Origin of the sequence: Mycobacteroides franklinii (assembly GCF_001853795.1) — a bacterium.
Taxonomy (GTDB): Bacteria; Actinomycetota; Actinomycetes; order Mycobacteriales; family Mycobacteriaceae; genus Mycobacterium; species Mycobacterium franklinii.
Genome location: NZ_MLIK01000019.1, coordinates 30,189 through 49,539 on the forward strand (window position 1 = coordinate 30,189; position 19,351 = coordinate 49,539).

The window sequence follows — 19,351 nt, forward strand, 5'->3', positions numbered from 1 at the left end:
CGATGCGTTCCGTCGCAGAACACCAGCAAGTCGTCGCCGGACTGATCCCGGCGCCCGCGCCCGCACGAATACCGGTCGGCGCGGCCGACCGGCTGGTTCTGGCCGCCGATGTCGTCGCACCCCTGAATCTGCCGGTGTTCGACAACTCGGCGATGGACGGTTACGCGGTTCGATATGAGGACCTGGCCGGGGCCGGCCCGGCCAATCCGATAACCCTGCCGGTCACCGAGGACATCCCGGCTGGGCGCACCGACGAGTTGACTCTCACGCCGGGCACCGCACATCGGATCATGACGGGGGCACCGATTCCCGCGGAGGCCACCGCGGTGGTGCCTGTCGAGGCCACCGACGGCGGTACCGAAACAGTGACCATCACCGAGGAACCCCGTGCCGGACAACATGTCCGAAGTGCCGGTGAGGATGTGCGCGCCGGCGACACCGTGTTGACCGCCGGCACCCGCCTCACCGCACCGGCGCTGGGCCTTGCCGCGGCGCTCGGTCTTGAGGCGTTGACCGTGCATCCCCGCCTGCGGGTGGTGATCGCATCGACCGGCAGCGAGCTGGTACCTCCGGGTACGCCCCTCAAACCGGGACAGATCTACGAGTCGAACGCCGTCATGCTCGCGGCCGCCGTCCAGGAGGCCGGAGCCGACGCCGTGGTGGCACCGACCGTCGCCGATGACGTCGACCAATTCCTTTCTGTACTTGAAGAATTCGGCGCGCAGGCCGATTTGGTGATCACAACCGGCGGAGTGAGTGCCGGGGCCTACGAGGTGGTCAAGGACGCGCTCACCGACGCCGGCGTCCAGTTCGTCTCGGTGGCCATGCAACCCGGTAAACCCCAGGGGTCCGGACACGTCAACGGTGTTCCGGTGCTCACGCTGCCCGGCAATCCGGTGAGCGCGTTGGTGTCGTTCGAGGTGTTCATTCGCGAACCGCTGCGCGCCGCCATGGGGCTGGATCCGGCACGGACACGTCATGAAGCGGTCCTCACCGATCCGATCTCCGCACCTGCCGGCAAGCGGCAGTTCCGACGCGGTTGCTGGGACGCGGACCAGGGCACCGTGACCGCGGTCGGACCTCCCGCTTCGCACCACCTGCGCTGGCTGGCGGTATCGAACTGCCTGCTGGACATCCCCGAGAACGTCACCGACCTCGCCGCGGGAACGACCGTCAGCGTGTGGGATCTCGGCTGATCACCGCCCAACGAGCGCGGTCGGCGCGCGAAGCGAGAACCCGGCGGTCAACGCCATCCCAGCAACTGCGTCCCCAGTGCACCGGCCACATCACTAGGATGGTCCGGTGGCAAGACGCCCCCGCCCCGTAGGTTCAGAGCCGGATTCCGGCATTCCGCATATCGTCGAGCTCTTCCGCTCGACGATCCCGCCGATCCATCCGGCAGGTCTTCCGTTTATCGCCGGCGGACTGGGATTGGCGGGCCTGGGCTTCAAGAACCGTTGGGTTCGCGGTACCGGGCTGGCGCTCGCGGGCGCGTGTGCCGGGTTCTTCCGGCATCCGCCGCGCGTTCCACCCAACCGCTCCGACGTGGTGGTGGCCGCCGCTGACGGCCAGGTCTGCCTCGTCGACCGTGCGGTGCCGCCGCCGGAATTGGGGTTGCCTGCCGAACCGCTTCCGCGTATCAGCATCTTCCTGTCCGTTTTCGACGTTCACGTCCAGCGGGTGCCGGTCGCGGGTGAGGCGACCGCCGTCATCCATCGCGGCGGGCAGTTCCTGTCTGCCGATCGTGCCGAGGCAAGCGTCGCCAACGAACGCAATAGCGTGCAGATCCGCACCCGCACCGGGCACGATGTGATCGTGGTGCAAATCGCCGGGCTCATCGCGCGCCGCATCATCTGCCACGCCAAGGTGGGTGACCAGCTGTCCATCGGCGACACGTACGGCCTGATCCGATTCGGTTCCCGAGTGGACACCTACCTGCCCGAGGGTTCGAAAATCCTTGTCCAGCAGGGGCAGCGGGCCGTCGGTGCGGAGACCGTGCTGGCCGAGCTGCCATCCTCTGCGGATAACGCGTAAGCAACGCAGCCATGACCAATAGCGCCGCCCCACGACGTCCGGTTCACATCCGGATCCTGCCCAGTGTGATGACGGTACTGGCGATCTGTGGTGGCCTGTCGTCGATCAAGTTCGCGTTCGACGGAAAGCCGTACATCTCGCTGACGTTGATCGCCGCGGCGGCGATCCTCGACGGTCTGGACGGCAGGATCGCCAGGCTGTTGGACGCGACGTCCCGCATGGGCGCGGAAATCGACTCGCTCGCCGACGCGGTGAACTTCGGTGTTGCCCCCGCGGTGGTGCTGTATATCTCACTGCTGTCGGATACCCCTACGGCATGGGTCTTTTCGCTTCTCTACGCGGTCTGCATCGTGCTTCGACTGGCCCGCTTCAACACGCTGCTCGACGACGACTCCGCACCCGCGTTCACCAAGGAATACTTCGTCGGGGTCCCCTCCCCCGCAGGAGCCTTGATGGTGTTGGCCCCGCTGGCCGCTTACCTGCAGTTTGGCGATGGATGGTGGTCGTCCGTATGGGCGATATGCGGATGGATGGTGTTCGTGTCCGTTCTCATCGTCAGCCAGATACCCACCGCAGCCATGAAGTCCGTGTCGGTGCCGCCGCGCATGGTGGTGTTGCTACTCGCGTTGGTCACTGTGGCCGCCGCCCTGCTGCTGCAGTACCCGTACGTGCTTTTGCTCGTTCTGATCGTCGTGTACCTAGCGCATATCCCGTTCGCCTGGCGCAGTCAGCGCTGGGTAGCCGCCCGGCCCGAATCATGGGATGCCAAGCCCAAGGAGCGCCGGGACCTGCGGCGCGACCAGCGCCGGGATCAGCGGCGCGCCTTCCGGCAGGCCGCGCTGCCCAAACGGCGCACCGCCGAACGCCTGGGGCTGCGCCGTCCCGGCCGGCCCCGCTAGGTCCGTATGAGCGCGTATCCGGAGGCTCCTCGCGCAGGCGGCTCATCGCTCACCCTGACCGTCCGGCTCAATACATCAGCGGTCGACTCGCGGCGTGGCGTGGTCCGGCTTCATCCGGAAGCGATTGCTGCCCTGGGTATCCGGGAGTGGGATGCGATATCTCTCACCGGGTCGCGAACGACGGCCGCGGTGGTCGGAGTCGCCCCGCGCACGGTTCCGGCCGGGACCGCCCTGCTCGACGATGTCACGCTGTCGAATGCGGGGCTACGCGAGGATGCGTCGGTCATCGTCGCGGCGGTAACGGTGTACGGCGCGCGGTCCGTCACGGTAAGTGGTTCTTCCCTTACTACCCAGTCTGTTTCCTCGGCGACGCTTCGGCTGGCCCTGTTGGGCAAGGTGATGACTGTGGGAGACACCGTTTCACTGCTGCCGCGTGACCTTGGGCCCGGTACGTCCACCTCGGAGGCGACGACGGCGCTGGCCCGATCGGTGGGCATCACCTGGACGTCCGAGCTGCTCACGGTGACCGCGGTCGATCCGGGCGGCCCCGTCAGTGTGCAACCCAATTCGCTTGTCAGCTGGCAGGGTTCAGCTCCCCTGAGCCCCAGCACGCCATCGGCGGTCGCACAACCCACGGTCATGACCACCGCAGCGACGACGCCTCCGGTACCGCCACCGACGATATCCGTGGAAGACCTCAAGGGCTCCCAGGCGCAGGCCACCCGCCTCACCGAATGGCTCAAGCTCGCCCTCGATGAACCGGATCTGCTGAAAACACTGGGTGCCCAACCCAATCTAGGCGTGCTGATATCGGGCCCGGCTGGCGTCGGCAAGACGGCACTGGCACGCGCAGTCTGTGCATCGCGCATGCTCGTCGAGTTGGACGGGCCGGAAGTGGGAGCCACCACCGCGGACGGACGCCTCAACACGATCCGCGAAGCGGTGAGCCGGGTCAGGCAGTCGGGCGGAGTCCTGCTGATATCGGATATCGATGCGCTGCTGCCCGCGGCCGCCGAACCCGTGGCGACACTCATCCTCGCCGAATTGCGCTCCGCGGTATCCACTTCCGGAGTGGCGTTCATCGCTACCACCGCACATCCCGATGCGATCGACGCACGCTTGCGCGCCCCCGAGCTCTGCGATCGCGAGCTCGGTCTGAGCCTGCCGGATGCCGCCACCCGTAAATCGCTGCTCGAGGTTCTGCTGGCGAAGGTGCCCTCGCGTGACCTGCAGCTCGACGAGATTGCCGCACGGACACCCGGTTTCGTCGTGGCCGACCTGGCCGCGCTGGTGCGTGAGGCCGCACTGCGCGCGGCCGCACGCGCCAGCGAGAAAGCCAGCCCCCCGGCACTCGGCCAGGAAGATCTGGTGGGCGCGCTGTCGGTGATCCGCCCGCTCTCCCGATCTACCACCGAGGAGGTGGCCATCGGGTCGATCACTCTCGACGATGTCGGCGACATGGTGGCTACCAAACAGGCTCTGACAGAGGCCGTTTTGTGGCCACTGCAGCACCCCGACACCTTCCAGCGGTTGGGCGTCGACCCTCCCCGCGGTGTTCTGCTCTACGGACCGCCCGGCTGCGGGAAGACGTTCGTGGTGCGGGCACTGGCCAGCTCTGGACGACTGTCGGTGCATGCCGTCAAGGGCGCCGAGCTGATGGACAAATGGGTCGGAGCCTCCGAACAGGCGGTCCGCGACCTATTTCGGCGAGCGCGCGATTCGGCGCCCTCGCTGGTATTCCTCGATGAGGTGGATGCGCTGGCACCGCGGCGCGGACAGAGCTTCGACTCTGGTGTCACCGACCGTGTGGTGGCCGCCCTACTCACCGAGCTGGATGGGGTGGAGCCACTACGCGATGTCGTGGTGCTCGGCGCCACCAACCGGCCGGAACTCATCGATCCCGCCCTGCTGCGCCCCGGCCGGATGGAGCGTCTGGTGTTCGTCGAACCCCCGGACGCCCAGGCACGCAAAGACATCCTCAAGACGGCGGCACGCTCGGTTCCGCTGGACGCCGATGTGAATCTGGATGCCCTCGCCGACGAACTCGACGGCTTCTCGGCCGCCGATTGCGCGGCATTGTTGCGCGAGGCCGCGATGGCAGCGATGCGGCGATCCATCGACGCGGCAGATGTCACCGTCGCCGATATCGAAACGGCGCGGGCCGCTGTGCGTCCGTCGTTGGATCCCGTGCAGGTGGCTTCACTGCGTGCGTTTGCTGACAACCGCTGAAAAGGGTTGCGTCGCGCCAATCGTGGAGCGCCCCGTAAACTAGGCATCACGACACCCCGCCCAACAACAGATAGACGGGAGTGCCTTTGCTTGCGATTCTGCTTGCCCATGCTCTGGCGGCCGCGGTGGCGCCGCTACTCGTGGCGCGCATCGGCCGACTGGCGTTCTATCCCCTCGCACTGGTCCCCTTAGGTTCGCTGATCTGGGTATTGGCAAGATGGCCGGGCAACGGTCCGGGCATTCGAGTCGACATCCCGTGGGTGCCCGAGCTGGCCATGGACATCGCTCTGCATTTCGATTCGCTGGCCGCGATCATGAGTGTGCTCGTGCTCGGCATCGGTGCACTGGTGCTGATCTATTGCGCAAGCTACTTCCGGCACCGCGACGGGCATACCGAACCACGCCTACCGAGCTTCGCTGCGGAGCTGGTGGCATTCTCCGGCGCCATGTTCGGCCTGGTGGTCAGCGACAATCTGTTGCTGCTCTACATCTTCTGGGAACTGACGACGGTGCTGTCCTTCCTGCTGGTCGGGCACTATGCGGAACGCCTGGCAAGTCGGCGGGCGGCGGTCCAAGCGCTGTTGGTCACCACCGCGGGTGGTTTGGCCATGCTCGTCGGGGTCATCGTGCTCGGTCATGTGGGTGGCAGCTTCCTGCTGTCCGACCTCGTCGCGAATCCGCCGTCGGGTATGGCCGCCAACGTGGGCCTGGTACTGGTGTTGATCGGCGCGTTGAGCAAGTCCGCCATTGTGCCCCTGCACTTTTGGCTTCCGGGCGCCATGGCGGCGCCCACCCCGGTCAGCGCCTACCTGCATGCCGCGGCCATGGTCAAGGCCGGTATCTATCTGCTGGCCCGCATGTCACCGGGGTTCGCCGAAGCGGCGCCGTGGCGACCCGTCGTACTGGTCCTGGGCATCGCGACGATGATCCTTGCGGGTTGGCGGGCGCTACGCGAGTACGACCTCAAGCTGATCCTGGCATTCGGCACGGTCAGCCAGCTGGGATTCCTGGTGGTGCTCACCGGGACCGGCGATCCGGACATCCTGCTGGCCGGTCTGGTCATGCTGTGCGCGCACGCCCTGTTCAAGGCCGCGCTGTTCATGGTCGTGGGAATCGTCGACCACACCGTCGGAACCCGTGATATTCGCAAGCTGGCCTGGCTGGGAAATCGCCAACAGGCGCTGGCCGTGATCGCCGGAATTGCCGCGGCCAGCATGGCGGGCGTGCCGCTGACCCTTGGATTTGTCGGCAAGGAGTTGGCCTTCGCCACGGTGCTGCACAGTCAGGTACTCGGCTCGGCCGCCCCCTGGGTGCTGGCCGGCATCGTCATCGGTTCGATGTTCACCATCACCTACAGCATGCGGTTCATGTGGGGGGCGTTCGCGCGCAAGGGTTTACCCGAGCCCAGCGCCCGCGTGCGGGACATGCACGCCCCTGCACCCGCGTTCCTGGTGGCGCCCGCGCTGCTCGCGGTGACAAGCATCGCGGCCGGGGTATTGCCCGATTGGCTCAACTGGGCGCTGGGTAGTTACGCCAATCCCGTTGACGCACATATCGCGATCTGGGAAGGATTCGGAGTTCCGCTTCTGCTCACCGCAATTGCCTTCGCCGTCGGCATCCTCGCGTTCTTCTCGCGCGGACGCCTGCGCCGGGCACGGCTTGCCGTCAACCCACTGGGCAATGCCGATCGCGGCTACGACGCAGTGCTGCGTGGCGCCGACGTGCTGTCACAGCGACTGACCGCACTGACCCAACGCGGCTCAATCCCGTTCACTCAGGCCACCATTCTGGTGACCCTGGTGACTCTGCCGACAATCGTCCTGGCGCTCGGCGCCCGCGACCAGGCACATCTGAAACTCTGGGATTCCCCGTTGCAGGGGGTGATCGGCCTCTTGATGCTCGCGGCCGCCATCGGTGCGACCATCATGCGCAACCGCCTCGCCGCGGTGCTGCTGGTCGGCATCACCGGCTATGGAACGGGAACCATCTTCGCCCTGCACGGCGCACCAGACCTGGCGCTGACGCAGTTCCTGGTCGAGACCCTGACACTGGTGATCTTCGTGTTGGTGCTACGCGCGCTGCCTGCCGAGTCAGATGTTAAGCAGGCCAATAGGTTCCGGTTACCTCGTGCGGCACTGGCGATCGCTGTCGGCTGCACGGTCACCACACTCGGGGTGTACGCGATGGCCGCGCGGCGCGATCGCCCGATCGCCGATCTGCTCCCCCAAGCGGCCTATCAGCGCGGACACGGAGCCAACACCGTGAACGTCCTCCTGGTGGACATCCGAGCATGGGACACCCTTGGCGAGATCTCGGTGCTGCTGGTCGCCGCGACGGGTGTGGCCTCGCTGATGTTCCGGCACCGGCGTTTTGGCAGAGCTCCCCGGGTCGGCGACGCGGCCGGTCAACCGGACGTTGTGGTGGCATCTGGAATCTGGCTGCGCGGCAGCGAGCTACGCGACCCCAAGCATCGCTCGCTGGTCCTCGAAGTCGCCACGCGGCTGATCTTCCCGCTAGTCATGGTGCTGTCGTTCTACTTCTTCTTCGCCGGTCACAACGTTCCCGGTGGGGGTTTCGCGGGCGGGCTGACCGCCGGCTTGGCGCTGGTGCTGCGCTATCTCGCCGGTGGGCGCTACGAACTGGGTGAGACGCTGCCGTTCGACGCCGGCAAGATCCTGGGCCTCGGGCTGGCATTCTCCGGCGGCACGGCATTGGCCTCGATGCTGCTCGGTGCACCGGTGTTGTCCTCGGCCACCATCCAATTCGACATGCTCGGGTTCGGGCACATCAAAATCGTGACCGCGATCTTCTTTGATCTGGGCGTGTACCTGGTCGTGGTCGGCCTGGTACTGGACGTGCTGCGCAGCCTGGGTGCGCGCCTGGACGTCGAGCTCGAAGAGTCTCCACGTGCCCGGGGAGGGGTGCGCGCATCATGACCAATCTCGGACTGCTCATCATCATCGGCGCACTGACCGCGTGCGGCGTGTACCTGATGCTCGAACGCAACCTGACACGCATGGTGTTGGGTCTGCTTCTCGTCGGTAATGCGGTGAATCTGCTGATTCTCACGCTCGGCGGCCCATCCGGCAATCCACCGATCATCGGGCGACAATCCGCCGGCCGGACCACCGTGGCAGATCCCTTGGCCCAAGGCATGATCCTCACCGCAATCGTCATCACCATGGGCGTCGCGGCATTCACGCTCGCTCTGATCTATCGCATGTTCACGCTGGAAGCCGACGATGTCGTGGACGACGACGCCGAAGATGCGCGCGTAGCCCAGGAACCTCCGGAGCCGGTCACCGACGGCAGGGACGAACACCGGGAAGGGGCCGAATCGCTCGACGAGGACTCCCCCGCCGAGCTCGACGCGCTACCCGCGGGGGAGAAGTCATGAACGCCATGGCCGTTCTGACACCGCTCCCGGTGCTGGTTCCGACCACCGCCGCAGCGCTGACCCTCATCGCGGGACGGCGCCCCCGGTTGCAGCTGTTGATCACCGTGACGGCATTGACCACAGTGCTCGGCGTCTGCACCGCGCTGCTGTACCTGGCGGATCGCGACGGCACCTTCGCCCTTGCCGTCGGCGGCTGGGGCCCGACCGACGAGAAGCTGGGACCTCTCGGAATAACCCTTGTGGTAGATCGCCTTTCGGCATTGATGCTGGTGGTGTCGGCCATCGTGCTGTTGGCGGTGGTGTTGTACGCGGCGGCTCAGGGTATCCGCGACGGTGATGAGCGGCAGCCGGTGTCGATCTTCATGCCCACCTATCTGGCACTGTCAGCCGGCGTCTGTAACGCGTTCCTCGCCGGTGACCTGTTCAACCTCTACGTGGGATTCGAGGTGCTACTGGCCGCCAGCTTCGTCCTGCTGACCATCGGTGCCAGTGCCGACCGGGTACGTGCCGGCATCTCCTATGTGATGGTCTCGATGATGTCCTCGGTGGTCTTCCTACTGGGCATCGCCTTCGTCTATGCGGCGACCGGAACCCTCAACATGGCCGAAATCGCGGTCCGTGCAGACGCTATCCCGTCGGGAACCAGGATGGCGATATTCGCGGTGCTGCTGGTCGGCTTCGCCATCAAGGCGGCCGTCTTCCCGTTGTCGACCTGGCTGCCCGACTCCTACCCCACCGCGCCGGCACCCGTCACCGCGGTCTTCGCGGGCTTGCTCACCAAAGTGGGTGTCTACGCCATCATTCGCGCGCATTCCCTGCTGTTCCCCGGCGGCGGCCTGAACACGGTGCTACTGGTCGCCGCCCTGCTCACCATGATCGTCGGCATCCTGGGTGCCATCGCCCAGAGCGATATCAAGCGGCTGCTGTCCTTCACACTGGTCAGCCATATCGGATACATGATCTTCGGTATCGCACTGTCCAACGAACTGGGTATGTCCGGCGCCATTTACTACGTGGCACATCACATCATCGTGCAGACAACGTTGTTCCTCGTGGTGGGTCTCATCGAACGTCAGGCCGGGGCGTCGTCGCTGAATCGGCTGGGGGGCCTCGCCGCCGCGAGCCCGCTACTGGCCTTCGCATTCGTGGTCCCCGCACTGAATCTGGCGGGCATCCCGCCGTTCTCGGGATTCATCGGCAAGGTCGCACTGTTGGAGGCCGGATCACTACAGGGTTCGGTACTGGCCTGGACCCTCGTGGCAGGCGGCACGATCACCAGCCTGCTGACCCTGTACGCGGTGGCCCGCGTCTGGACCAAAGCGTTCTGGCGGCCACGTGCCGACGCACCGGAGGGCGACCTGGCGGCGGCCACGCCGACGGCGCTTCTCGATGACGCCGAGGATGTCGCGTTTGTGGACCGCGCCGATGTGGGTCGGATGCCCGCAGGCATGCTGGCGCCCACACTGGGCTTGATCGCGGTCGGGGTGGCGCTGACGGTCTTCGCGGGGCCCATCATCGGAATCAGTGATCGTGCCGCCGCGGAGGTCCGTGATCGCACGGTGTACATCAGTGCCGTCCTCGGGGGTGGCCCGCGATGAAGCGCACCCGCGAAGGACACCCGACACCGATCAAGCAGCTGACAAAGTACGGACCACGCGAAATCGTGCTGCGGGCCTGGACTTTGGTGTGGCTCATGCTGGTGTGGACCATGCTCTGGGGCAATTTCTCGGTGGCCAACACCATCAACGGGCTGGTGGTGGCCTTGGTCATCACGGTCTTGCTGCCCATGCCTCGGCTGCCGGCCGAAGGCCGGCTGCACGTGGTCTCCACGATCCGGCTGGCACTCACCGTCGGCTGGTACATGGTGCTATCCAGCCTGCAGGTCGCCTGGTGGGCCATCAGGCCGGGACCACCTCCGTTGAGTGCCGTACTGCGGGCGCAGATTTCGGTGAAGTCGGACCTTGTGATGGCACTGCTGCTCAATACCTTGACGATCATCCCGGGATCGGTGGTCCTGGAAATCGACCAGGAGCGCCGGCTGGCGTACGTACACGTGTTGGATGTCGGCTCTCCCAAGGCCGTGGCGAGCTTCTACACCCAGTTGCGGCAACTGGAAAAGCTTTTCATCGCGGCATTCGAACGAGACGTCGATTGGCATCCCGAAGATGACACCGTCGACGAGTCCGAGACGAGGGAGGGCGTATGAACCTCGTATGGCATATAGCCGCGGTGCTGCTCATTGCGGCGGCCGGCGTCACGACCTACCGGCTACTCGCCGGACCCAACACACTGGATCGGCTGGTGGCCGTCGACACTCTCGTGGCCGTCACCATGTGCGGGCTCGCCGCGTGGGCGGCCTACAGCCTGGATTCCACAGTGCTCTACGGGATGGTCGCACTGTCCCTGATCAGCTTCCTGGGTTCGGTGAGCGTGACCCGATTCCGGGTGCCCGATACCGCGATCAATCCCCGCGATGAAAGGAGAACGCCGCGATGAACGCATTCCTCGACGGGATCTCCGGCGCGCTGGTGTTATTGGGTTCGGCGCTGGCCCTGACCGCCGCGATTGGCGTGGTGCGATTCCCCGACACCCTGGCCCGCATGCATGCCGCGTCCAAACCGCAGGTGTTGGGACTGCTGCTGGTTCTGGCCGGTGCCGCATTGCGGCTACGCGGGCATACCGATGTCAGCATGATCGTGCTGACCGGGCTGTTCACCATCATCACTGCCCCGGTTGTCGCGCACCGGGTCGCACGGCTGGCGTACCACGAGCGCAGTGTCCGTGACGACCTCATGACGACCGACGAACTGGAGCGTTAGCCCCAACTCGTCTGCCGGGTGTTGCCACCCTCATAGAAACCGTCCGCCACTGAGCCGGCCAGTTCCATGAATGCCATGCGGGTCTTCTTGCCCATCAGGTCCAGTGAGATCTCCGACCCTTCCGACAGGTGGTTGTCGAATGGGATGATGTGCACGGCCCTCGCACGGGTCAGGAAGTGTCGACTCAGCTGTTCAAGGTCGATCGAGGAAGCACCCGGCCTGGACGAACTAATGGCCACCACAGACTGCCGCACCAGATGCGAATAACCATGGTGGTCAAGCCAGTCCAGAGTCGCCAGAGCACTACGGGCACCATCGATGGCCGGAGAAGTCACCAGCACGATCGCATTCGCTTCACCCAGCACGCCGGCCATGGCCGAGTGCATGAGACCGGTGCCGCAGTCGGTCAGGATGATGTTGTAGAACCGCTGCAGAATCCGCATCACCGCCAGGTAATCGGCTTCGGAGAACAACTCCGATGCCGCCGGGTCGCGTTCGGAGGCCAGCACCTCCAGGCGGCTCGCACTCTGCGACGTGTGCCTGCGCACATCGGAGTACCGGTGAATATCCGGATCGCGCAACAGATCTCGCGCAGTTGAACGGGTCTCGTCAGGTCCGCGCTGGGCAAGTGTGCCGAAGTCCGGGTTGGCGTCGACAGCGATCACACGATCGCCGCGCAGCGAGGCGAAGGTGGCGCCCAGCGAGAACGTGGTGGTGGTCTTGCCGACACCGCCCTTCAAGGACAACACCGCGATCCGATAGTCGCCGCGGACAGGCAGGTTGATCCGGTCGATCAATTCACTGCGATGCGATTCCTCCGAGGACTCGCCGGGGTTGATCGCGCCACCCGAGAGGCGGTGAACGGCCTTGCGCCATCCGCTCCTGGGTAGCGGCTTGATCGATCTGATGAGACCGAGTTGGTCGTGACTCGGCCCCTGCGGTCGTTGCGGCTGCTGCGGCTGCGGTGCCGGCCGATACACGGGGGCTTCCGGCCGGGCAGCGGTGAACGGGGTCTGGCCCGGAACAAAGGGGGCCCGCTGTGGTGCGGCCGGCGCGTTCCAGTCGGCTTGAGGGAACGCCACCGGCGGACCTGCCGGCGCCTGCGGCGCGGGCGGTGGCGGAGCCCATGACCGCACGGGTGGTGTTGGTACAGGCGGCATTTGCGGCGCCTGCCCGCCCCAGGGGGTCATGCCGTCCGGAATCATCGAGGATGCGTCGTCGGGCCGGATCTGTGGCACGGGTTCCGGGGCGACCGGCGCAGGTGGGGGTGCCGCGGCGGACGCTTGTTCCTTGGGTGCCTCGTCCCGGTGGACCTCTTCCTCTTGGGCCGCAGGTGTCTCCACGGGCGGCGCCGGCGCGGGAGGTTCCGGGGCGGCAGGTTCGGGTACCACCGCCGATGCGGGCCACGCCGGCAACTGGCTCGCCGGCTCCTGCGAGGCGGGCGGCACGTTGGGTGCAGGGGGTTCCACCGGAGCCGCGGGCGCCGGTGGCTGATCAGTCGGTGGGCCGTAATAATTCTGCGGCGGTGCGTAGTAATTCTGCTGCGGCTGATAGTTCGGCGGCGGTTGGTAGTTCTGCGGTGGTTGATAGTTCTGCGGTGGCTGCTGACCCGGCGCACCGTATCCCTGTGGCGCAGCGGGGGGAGCGGGGTTCTGGTACTGCGGCATGCCGTAGGAACTCAACGGATCCGGTTCCCAGATCGGGTTCATCGGACGCTGGTGATTCCGCTGACGCCGTGACAGTTTGGGCGACTTCGGCAGTGGGGGTGGCGGCTTCAACGTCGGCTGCGGGAAGTAGTCGGCGCTCGGCGGCACGAATTCCTGATTGGGATTCTTGGAACGACGGAACGGATTGCCCTTGGTGTCACCGCCACCCAACCCATCCGCGATGGGCTCACGCCACGGACCGCTAGGCGGCGGCGAGTCGGGTGCGTTGTCGTTGGAATCAGCCATGCCAGCTCACTTCGCCATCATTCCGAGCACGTTCTCGAGAGCCGCCGCGCGCATGCCGGAAGCCCCGATACGCCCATCACCGGCCATCACGACACCACATTGCTGCGGCCTGGACTGATCGACAGCATCGCGGCCCGTCTCCGGACCGCCGATCGGAATACCGAGCGAGAACACACCGGCGTTAACGAACCGCCGGGCGTCTCTAGCGTCAATCATCTTGCTGTCCTGCCTCTTTCGTATTATCGCTGCTCGTCGCCGCGCATGCGAAGCCGTGGGAAACTCTCCGAGATCGCACCCGCCAGCTTCAGGTACGCCGCATTGGTGTCCGCGTTGAGCAGATTGAAGTCGACGTCGGCTCCCTCGGCGAGATGCGGATCGAAGGGGATCATGTGGATGGACCGGCAACGCGCCTGGAAGTGCTCGTAAACCTTGTCCAGTTTGATTCCCGCCGACCCGGGGCGGGACGCGCTCAGGACAACGTGGGCTTCGCGCACCAACGCCGCATGTCCGTGCTGCATAAGCCAATCGAGGGTGGCCGAGGCACTACGGGCGGAGTCCATGGCCGGCGAACTCACCAGCACGATGGTGTGCGCGAGATCGAGCACACCGGCCATCGCCGAGTGCATGATGCCGGTGCCACAGTCGGTCAGGATGATGTTGTAGTACCGCTGCAGGATATCGATCGTATTGCGATAGTCAATCTCACCAAAAGCCTCCGACACCGCCGGATCCTGTTCGCTGGCAAGAACTTCCAGACGGCTGGTGGCCATTCGGGTGTGATTGCGCACGTCGGCGTAGCTTCTGATGTTCCGATCGTTGAGCAGATCACGAACGGTCGACTGCGTCGAATGATCGCGCACGCGCTCGGCCAGGGTTCCACGGTCGGGGTTGGCGTCCACAGCGATGATCCGGTCGGTGCGGATCGTCGCGAATGCCGAGCCCAATCCCAGTGTGGTGGTTGTCTTTCCGACACCGCCCTTGATGGACAGCACCGCAATGCGGTAGTCGCCGAGGATCGGCTGGCGAATGCTCGCCAGCAGCTGGTCCTGCTCGCGATCCCGCCGCGAGTCGCCCGGGTTGACACGGCCACCGGTAGACCGGTGTACCGCCTTGCGCCAGCCGGATCGCGGCGCATAGCGCCCACGGTTGATGACCTCGGCCTCATCGAGCGAAGGCGGCATCCGATAGGCCTGCGGCGCACGATAATTCGCTGGAGGAGCGGCCCCTTGAGGGGGCTGCACGTAGCCCGCGGGGGGCTCCTGTTGCACGGGAGGTTGCGGCTCCTGTTGCGACTGCGGCACCCACTGCCATTGCCCCTCAACGCTCGTGGGCTGTGGCGGTGGCTGCGGCGAAAGATGTTGCCCACCATACGGCTGCGGAGCTTGAGGAGCACCCTGCGGCCACTGTCCCGGGTAGGGCTGGCGTGGGTTCCATCCCGGCGGGGCCTGTGCGGCGGGCTGCTGTTGCACCGGTGGTTGTGGGTCGGGCTGGGGCGGCGCTGTCGGTGGCACGAAGTGCGCGGGCTGTGCGGGCGACTCCGCAGCCGGTGGAGCCTGCGGAGTCGAGGGGATCTCCCAGGACGGAGGCGCACTCAATGGCGAAGGCTCGACGGATTGCGGCTCGGGCACCGCGGCAGGTTCGGGCGCCGCAACCGGCTCGGGTTCGGATTGCTCCGGCACGTCGGCGACAGGAGCTTCGGCAGGCTGTTCATGTGCGGCGTCGGCGATTTCCTCGACCGGCTCCGGATCGATCGTATGCGCCGCCGAGCTTTCCGGCGCGGACGCAATCTCACCCTCCGACACCACGTGCTCGAGAGCGTCGACCGCGGAAGTTTCCTCGTACACCGCTGGAGCGGATATGACGATGTCCTCGTCGACCAGGGGTGCAAACCCCTCAAGTTCGGGGTCGGCCACCGCGGCGGATTCCGTCTCGCCTTCGTCGGCGGATTCGGCGGGCGCGGGTTCGGGCGAATCCATCACCTCGGGCACCGAAGCCCACGGCGCCATCATGGGTACGAACGGGGCGGGCTCCGGCTCAGATGTGGATGCTTCCGCCTCGGCGGCATCGTGGGCAGCCAATTCTTCGTTGAGCTCCGCGCGCTTGGCCTCGATGCGCTGCAACAGCGCGGCGGCCCTGGCGTCGACGTCGTCGAGCTCGGCCACGGGCGCATCCGCCTGCGTGTGCGCTACTTCCGGCTGAGCGGACTGTTCGACAACCGGATTCTGCGGAACAAACTCGCCGGCGACTTCGGCATTCGGTTCGGGTCCCGTCGCTTCGGGCTCGGTCGGTTCAGATGCCCCGGTCGGTTCAGGTTCTTGAGGAACGAAATCCTCGGTCAGACCGGTATCTGGTTCCTGCCCGCCGCTATCTGGTTCCGTCTCGCCGGAAAACGGCTTGGACCCGTCCGTCTGTGCGGCCACCACCACGGGCTCGGGTTCGGCAGATTCGGCAACAGCCCCCTCGGCTGCTTCCGGCAGGTCATTGGTGGCCTCGGGCAGCGTGAAACCCAAGGTAGACGTGGGCACCGACGCTGCCGACTGCGCCTCATCGGCCGCGTGCGCCACCTCGGGCGCCTCATCGGCGGGGCCGGGGGCGATATCGGCCGCCACGGGTGGCGTGAAGCTGAGGGGAGTGTGAGCCTCTGCCACAGGCCCGGATTCGGGCATTGCGTGGCGCCGGTGACGCTCGAGCTCGTCATCGGTGATGCTCTCGTCAAGGCTCATCTGGCGCAGCTGCGCTTCGAGCAGGCTGAATCGCGAGAACGGGTCCTGATTTCCAGGCTGCACGACGGCCGGTTCCGGGGTGGGTGCGGGCGAGCTGGCCACCTCTCGCGGCGCAGGTGTCTCGACGGGCGGCGTCGGCTCGACCGAAGGCCGCTGGGCCGCCTCCACAGCAGGTGTGGCCTCAGGGGCCACGGGCTCCGGCTCGGGGATTGCCGGGGACTCGGCGGGCGGAGGCGACGAGAGTTGCTCGACCTGCGCGATTGGCCGTGATTCCGGCTTTATCTCCGGCAGCGGGCCCGTGACGATCCGCGGCGCCTCTGCAACAGGCTCCGAAACGGGCACCTGGACAACTGCGTTCGCCTGGTCCGTCGGCGGCTGATCCTCGGCGGATTCCGGCTTGCGCGGCGGGGTGTAGTACTTGGACACGTCGGGCATCGGCTTGACGCCGTTGGCCTTTTCTTCGCCAGGCCTGACGGCCGCGCGTTCTTCGACGGGAGCTGCGACCGCTTCGGCGATCGGCTTCTGCGCAGGAGCCTCGGGCGTGGAGGGCCGTTCGGTCTCGTGGGTTAACGATTCCTCGTTGGGTTCGTCCTCATCCGCGTTGCGCTTCTTGCGCCTCAACGACCGAAGAAAGCCTCGTTGTTCATCTTCTTCGGGCAACCACGGAGGACGGGCCGGTGCTCCACGATCCTGCTTGGGCAACGTCCCCCTCCCCTTCCTCAATCGCCTAAACTCCGTAGAGTTCGATGGTACTCAGTAGCTAGCGCACGGGTATCAAGACCGGTTACCCAACCGCATAAACCCCCGCACTCAACCAGCAGCTTAAGGGAGACGGCAATGTCCCCGCAGCGTTCGGTGCGATCCCGTACCCGCACGGTCCCGGGAGCCGGACCCGCCCGCCGGCCTCACGTTCGATTAGCGAGGACTGGCTAAGCCACGCTGAGGCTCGCATGCGAGATCGTCGCACCGTGCGGGCTCTCTGCTGGGCCGCAGCTCGCAGGCCTCAGGACATCCCGCGGGAATCCCACGACGTCGAAAACGTCGCGATGACGGAGCCGGCCACCGTGGGCGAGTTGGCACCGACAGCGGACGCCACCAGCGGGGCCGATGAGGAAAGCCGACCACCGAACCCCCGCGCGTGGTGCTCAATCTCACCGATGGGTGCCGAGGTCGCGGAAGGTTCGGCGATACCACGGCAGCACCGGCTATCCAACCCCGGAACAATTCGGCCAGTGGTCGATCCCATCGGCACCGGAGGTGCCAGCGTGACGCGCACCGTAGCGACACGGCAGCTACCGTGCGCGCCGCCTACCCCTTCGCGGCGTTCTCCCGCTGAATCTCCAGCGCGATATCGATGAGCTGGTCCTCTTGACCACCGATGAGCTTGCGCTGACCGGCACGGTGCAGCAGCTGGTGCGCGGGCACCCCGTAACGCTCCCCCTGCCGGATGGCGTGCTTGAGGAAGCTCGAGTACACCCCGCTGTAGCCCATGATCAACGCATTGCGGTCCAGCAAGCACTCAGTGGGCATCGCGGGCGCGACAACTTCTTCGGCGGCATCGGCGATATCGAAGAAATCGATACCCGTCTTCACGCCGATCTTGTCGAACACACCGATCAGCGCCTCGACCGGGGCATTGCCCGCACCCGCGCCGAAACGCCTTGTGCTGCCATCGATCTGCTTAGCACCGGCGCGCACCGCCTCGATGGAGTTGGCGACACCGAGACCGAGGTTTTCGTGCCCATGAAAACCAACTTGAGCATCCGACCCCAATTCGGCCACCACCGCGGCGACCCGGTCCGCGACACCGTCCAGAACCAGCGCGCCCGCGGAGTCCACCACGTACACACACTGGCATCCGGCGTCGGCCATGATCCGCGCCTGCTTGGCAAGCTTCTCCGGTGAGATGGTGTGCGACATCATCAGGAAGCCAACAGTTTCCAGCCCACGCTCACGCGCCAGCCCAAAGTGCTGAATCGAAACGTCGGCCTCGGTGCAGTGAGTGGCGATGCGGCAGATCGACCCACCGTTGCCCTGCGCCTCGATGATGTCTTCCTTGGTGCCCACACCCGGCAGCATCAGGAAGGCGATCTTCGCGTTCATAGCGGTCTGGGCCGCGAGCTTGATCAGCTCCTGCTCAGGGGTTTTCGAGAATCCGTAGTTGAACGAGGACCCGCCGAGCCCGTCACCGTGGGTCACCTCGATAACCGGCACGCCGGCACCGTCGAGGGCCGCGACTATCGCACGCACCTCGTCGGCGGTGAACTGGTGCCGCTTGTGGTGCGAACCATCGCGTAGCGACGTGTCGGTGATCCTGACGTCCCAGGCGGCATCGAAGAAAATACCGTCGGTGCCCAAGAGCTGAGTGCTGGTATCCGAACCCATTTCACGAAACCTTTGCAGATAGAAGTTCTTTGGCGATCTCCTCGCCGACCTTGGTGGCGGCCGCGGTCATGATGTCCAGGTTCCCGGCGTACGGCGGCAGGAAGTCGCCCGCGCCCTCCACCTCAACGAAGGTGGTGACGACGTGATTGCCACCGTTCACCACCGAAGGCTCATCGAACTGCGGCTCGTTGAGCAGCCGGTATCCGGGCACGTACTGCTGAACCTGGCTCACCACGTCATGAATCGAGGCGGTGATTGCATCACGGTCGGCATCCTCGGGGATCGCACAGAAGATGGTGTCGCGCATGATCATCGGCGGATCGGCTGGGTTCAGGATGATGATCGCCTTGCCGCGCTTGGCGCCGCCGATCACCTCAACACCCTTGGACGTGGTCTTGGTGAACTCGTCGATGTTGGCACGTGTGCCCGGTCCTGCCGACACCGACGCGACCGAGGCCACGATCTCGGCGTAGGGCACCTCGACGACACGGGATACCGCATACACGATCGGAATGGTCGCCTGACCACCGCAGGTGATCATGTTGACGTTCGGAGCATCAAGGTGCGCACGGAGATTCGCGGGCGGTACCACCGCCGGACCTACTGCGGCGGGGGTCAGGTCGATCGCCCGGATACCCGCTTCCTCGTACCGGGGCGCGGCAGCCCTGTGCACGTACGCGGACGTGGCCTCGAACACCAGGTCCGGCTTCTCGTCCTGCGCCAGCAGCCAGTCGACGCCCTCATGCGAGGTTTCCAGACCGAAACCGCGCGCACGCTTGAGACCTTCGGACTCGGGGTCGATGCCGATCATCCACCGCGGCTCCAGCCACTCGGAACGCTGCAACTTGTACAGCAGGTCGGTGCTGATGTTTCCCGAACCGACAATCGCTACAGATGCCTTTGACGCCACAAT

At 65.8% G+C, this 19,351-nt stretch carries 16 protein-coding genes; 10 read left to right on the top strand and 6 right to left on the bottom strand.

Annotation, left to right across the window (positions count from 1 at the left end; translation table 11 throughout):
* Positions 1-2 precede the first annotated feature (2 nt).
* The 10 genes from moeA (at position 3) to mnhG (ending at position 11,378) form a co-directional block, all read left to right on the top strand.
* A complete protein-coding gene (moeA, locus tag BKG76_RS07990) occupies positions 3-1,196 on the top strand; it encodes a molybdopterin molybdotransferase MoeA (RefSeq protein ID WP_070939041.1) in 1,194 nt (397 codons plus the stop codon).
* A gap of 106 nt (positions 1,197-1,302) precedes the next feature.
* Positions 1,303-2,034 carry a phosphatidylserine decarboxylase gene (locus BKG76_RS07995; RefSeq protein WP_070937186.1) on the top strand — a complete coding sequence of 244 codons (732 nt, stop codon included), beginning with the start codon at positions 1,303-1,305 and terminating at the stop codon, positions 2,032-2,034.
* Positions 2,035-2,045: 11 nt separating this feature from the next.
* Positions 2,046-2,933: a CDP-diacylglycerol--serine O-phosphatidyltransferase gene (gene pssA, locus BKG76_RS08000; protein WP_070937187.1), complete on the top strand. Its 888-nt coding sequence runs from the start codon at positions 2,046-2,048 to the stop codon at positions 2,931-2,933.
* A 6-nt stretch (positions 2,934-2,939) separates the two neighbouring features.
* Positions 2,940-5,162 (top strand): AAA family ATPase, encoded by a 2,223-nt coding sequence (locus BKG76_RS08005; RefSeq protein WP_070937188.1) that lies wholly within the window; start codon positions 2,940-2,942, stop codon positions 5,160-5,162.
* Positions 5,163-5,248: 86 nt separating this feature from the next.
* The gene (locus tag BKG76_RS08010) at positions 5,249-8,098 is read left to right on the top strand and encodes a Na+/H+ antiporter subunit A (protein WP_070939042.1); all 2,850 of its coding nucleotides are present in this window, start codon (positions 5,249-5,251) and stop codon (positions 8,096-8,098) included.
* Positions 8,095-8,559: a Na(+)/H(+) antiporter subunit C gene (locus tag BKG76_RS08015; protein WP_078281938.1), complete on the top strand. Its 465-nt coding sequence runs from the start codon at positions 8,095-8,097 to the stop codon at positions 8,557-8,559. The genes BKG76_RS08010 and BKG76_RS08015 overlap by 4 nt, the downstream gene beginning before the upstream one ends.
* A 5-nt stretch (positions 8,560-8,564) precedes the next feature.
* On the top strand, positions 8,565-10,157 hold the full coding sequence (locus tag BKG76_RS08020) for a Na+/H+ antiporter subunit D (protein WP_070939043.1): 1,593 nt from the start codon (positions 8,565-8,567) through the stop codon (positions 10,155-10,157).
* A gap of 29 nt (positions 10,158-10,186) precedes the next feature.
* Positions 10,187-10,765 (top strand): Na+/H+ antiporter subunit E, encoded by a 579-nt coding sequence (locus tag BKG76_RS08025; RefSeq protein WP_070939044.1) that lies wholly within the window; start codon positions 10,187-10,189, stop codon positions 10,763-10,765.
* Complete coding sequence (locus BKG76_RS08030; protein WP_070937190.1) at positions 10,762-11,055, top strand: monovalent cation/H+ antiporter complex subunit F; 294 nt, start codon at positions 10,762-10,764, stop codon at positions 11,053-11,055. Before BKG76_RS08025 ends, BKG76_RS08030 begins: the two co-directional genes overlap by 4 nt.
* Entirely contained in the window at positions 11,052-11,378 is a 327-nt protein-coding gene (gene mnhG, locus BKG76_RS08035; protein WP_070937191.1) for a monovalent cation/H(+) antiporter subunit G, read from the top strand. The genes BKG76_RS08030 and mnhG overlap by 4 nt, the downstream gene beginning before the upstream one ends.
* Here the strand turns inward: mnhG and BKG76_RS08040 are convergent.
* The 6 genes from BKG76_RS08040 to BKG76_RS08060 form a co-directional block, all read right to left on the bottom strand.
* A complete protein-coding gene (locus BKG76_RS08040; RefSeq protein WP_070937192.1) occupies positions 11,375-13,330 on the bottom strand; it encodes a MinD/ParA family ATP-binding protein in 1,956 nt (651 codons plus the stop codon). The genes mnhG and BKG76_RS08040 overlap by 4 nt on opposite strands.
* Positions 13,331-13,336: 6 nt before the next feature.
* A complete protein-coding gene (locus BKG76_RS24790; RefSeq protein ID WP_109420656.1) occupies positions 13,337-13,546 on the bottom strand; it encodes a hypothetical protein in 210 nt (69 codons plus the stop codon).
* Positions 13,547-13,569: 23 nt separating this feature from the next.
* A complete protein-coding gene (locus tag BKG76_RS25115) occupies positions 13,570-16,755 on the bottom strand; it encodes a MinD/ParA family ATP-binding protein (protein ID WP_070937193.1) in 3,186 nt (1,061 codons plus the stop codon).
* A 301-nt stretch (positions 16,756-17,056) separates the two neighbouring features.
* Positions 17,057-17,329 (bottom strand): hypothetical protein, encoded by a 273-nt coding sequence (locus BKG76_RS08050; RefSeq protein ID WP_070937194.1) that lies wholly within the window; start codon positions 17,327-17,329, stop codon positions 17,057-17,059.
* A 32-nt stretch (positions 17,330-17,361) separates the two neighbouring features.
* The gene (gene dmpG, locus BKG76_RS08055; RefSeq protein ID WP_109420657.1) at positions 17,362-18,438 is read right to left on the bottom strand and encodes a 4-hydroxy-2-oxovalerate aldolase; all 1,077 of its coding nucleotides are present in this window, start codon (positions 18,436-18,438) and stop codon (positions 17,362-17,364) included.
* 1 nt (position 18,439) lies between these two features.
* Positions 18,440-19,348, bottom strand: coding sequence for an acetaldehyde dehydrogenase (acetylating) (locus BKG76_RS08060; RefSeq protein ID WP_070937195.1), 909 nt, complete (start codon positions 19,346-19,348; stop codon positions 18,440-18,442).
* Between the last annotated feature and the right edge of the window lie 3 nt (positions 19,349-19,351).

Bases quoted from the DNA above. Each gene is read 5' to 3' on its own strand.
- mnhG (WP_070937191.1), top strand. From the start codon at position 11,052: ATGAACGCATTCCTCGACGGGATCTCCGGCGCGCTGGTGTTATTGGGT.
- dmpG (WP_109420657.1), bottom strand. From the start codon at position 18,438: ATGGGTTCGGATACCAGCACTCAGCTCTTGGGCACCGACGGTATTTTC.
- BKG76_RS24790 (WP_109420656.1), bottom strand. From the start codon at position 13,546: ATGATTGACGCTAGAGACGCCCGGCGGTTCGTTAACGCCGGTGTGTTC.
- pssA (WP_070937187.1), top strand. From the start codon at position 2,046: ATGACCAATAGCGCCGCCCCACGACGTCCGGTTCACATCCGGATCCTG.
- BKG76_RS08040 (WP_070937192.1), bottom strand. From the start codon at position 13,330: ATGGCTGATTCCAACGACAACGCACCCGACTCGCCGCCGCCTAGCGGT.
- moeA (WP_070939041.1), top strand. From the start codon at position 3: ATGCGTTCCGTCGCAGAACACCAGCAAGTCGTCGCCGGACTGATCCCG.
- BKG76_RS08030 (WP_070937190.1), top strand. From the start codon at position 10,762: ATGAACCTCGTATGGCATATAGCCGCGGTGCTGCTCATTGCGGCGGCC.
- BKG76_RS08015 (WP_078281938.1), top strand. From the start codon at position 8,095: ATGACCAATCTCGGACTGCTCATCATCATCGGCGCACTGACCGCGTGC.
- BKG76_RS08005 (WP_070937188.1), top strand. From the start codon at position 2,940: ATGAGCGCGTATCCGGAGGCTCCTCGCGCAGGCGGCTCATCGCTCACC.
- BKG76_RS08020 (WP_070939043.1), top strand. From the start codon at position 8,565: ATGGCCGTTCTGACACCGCTCCCGGTGCTGGTTCCGACCACCGCCGCA.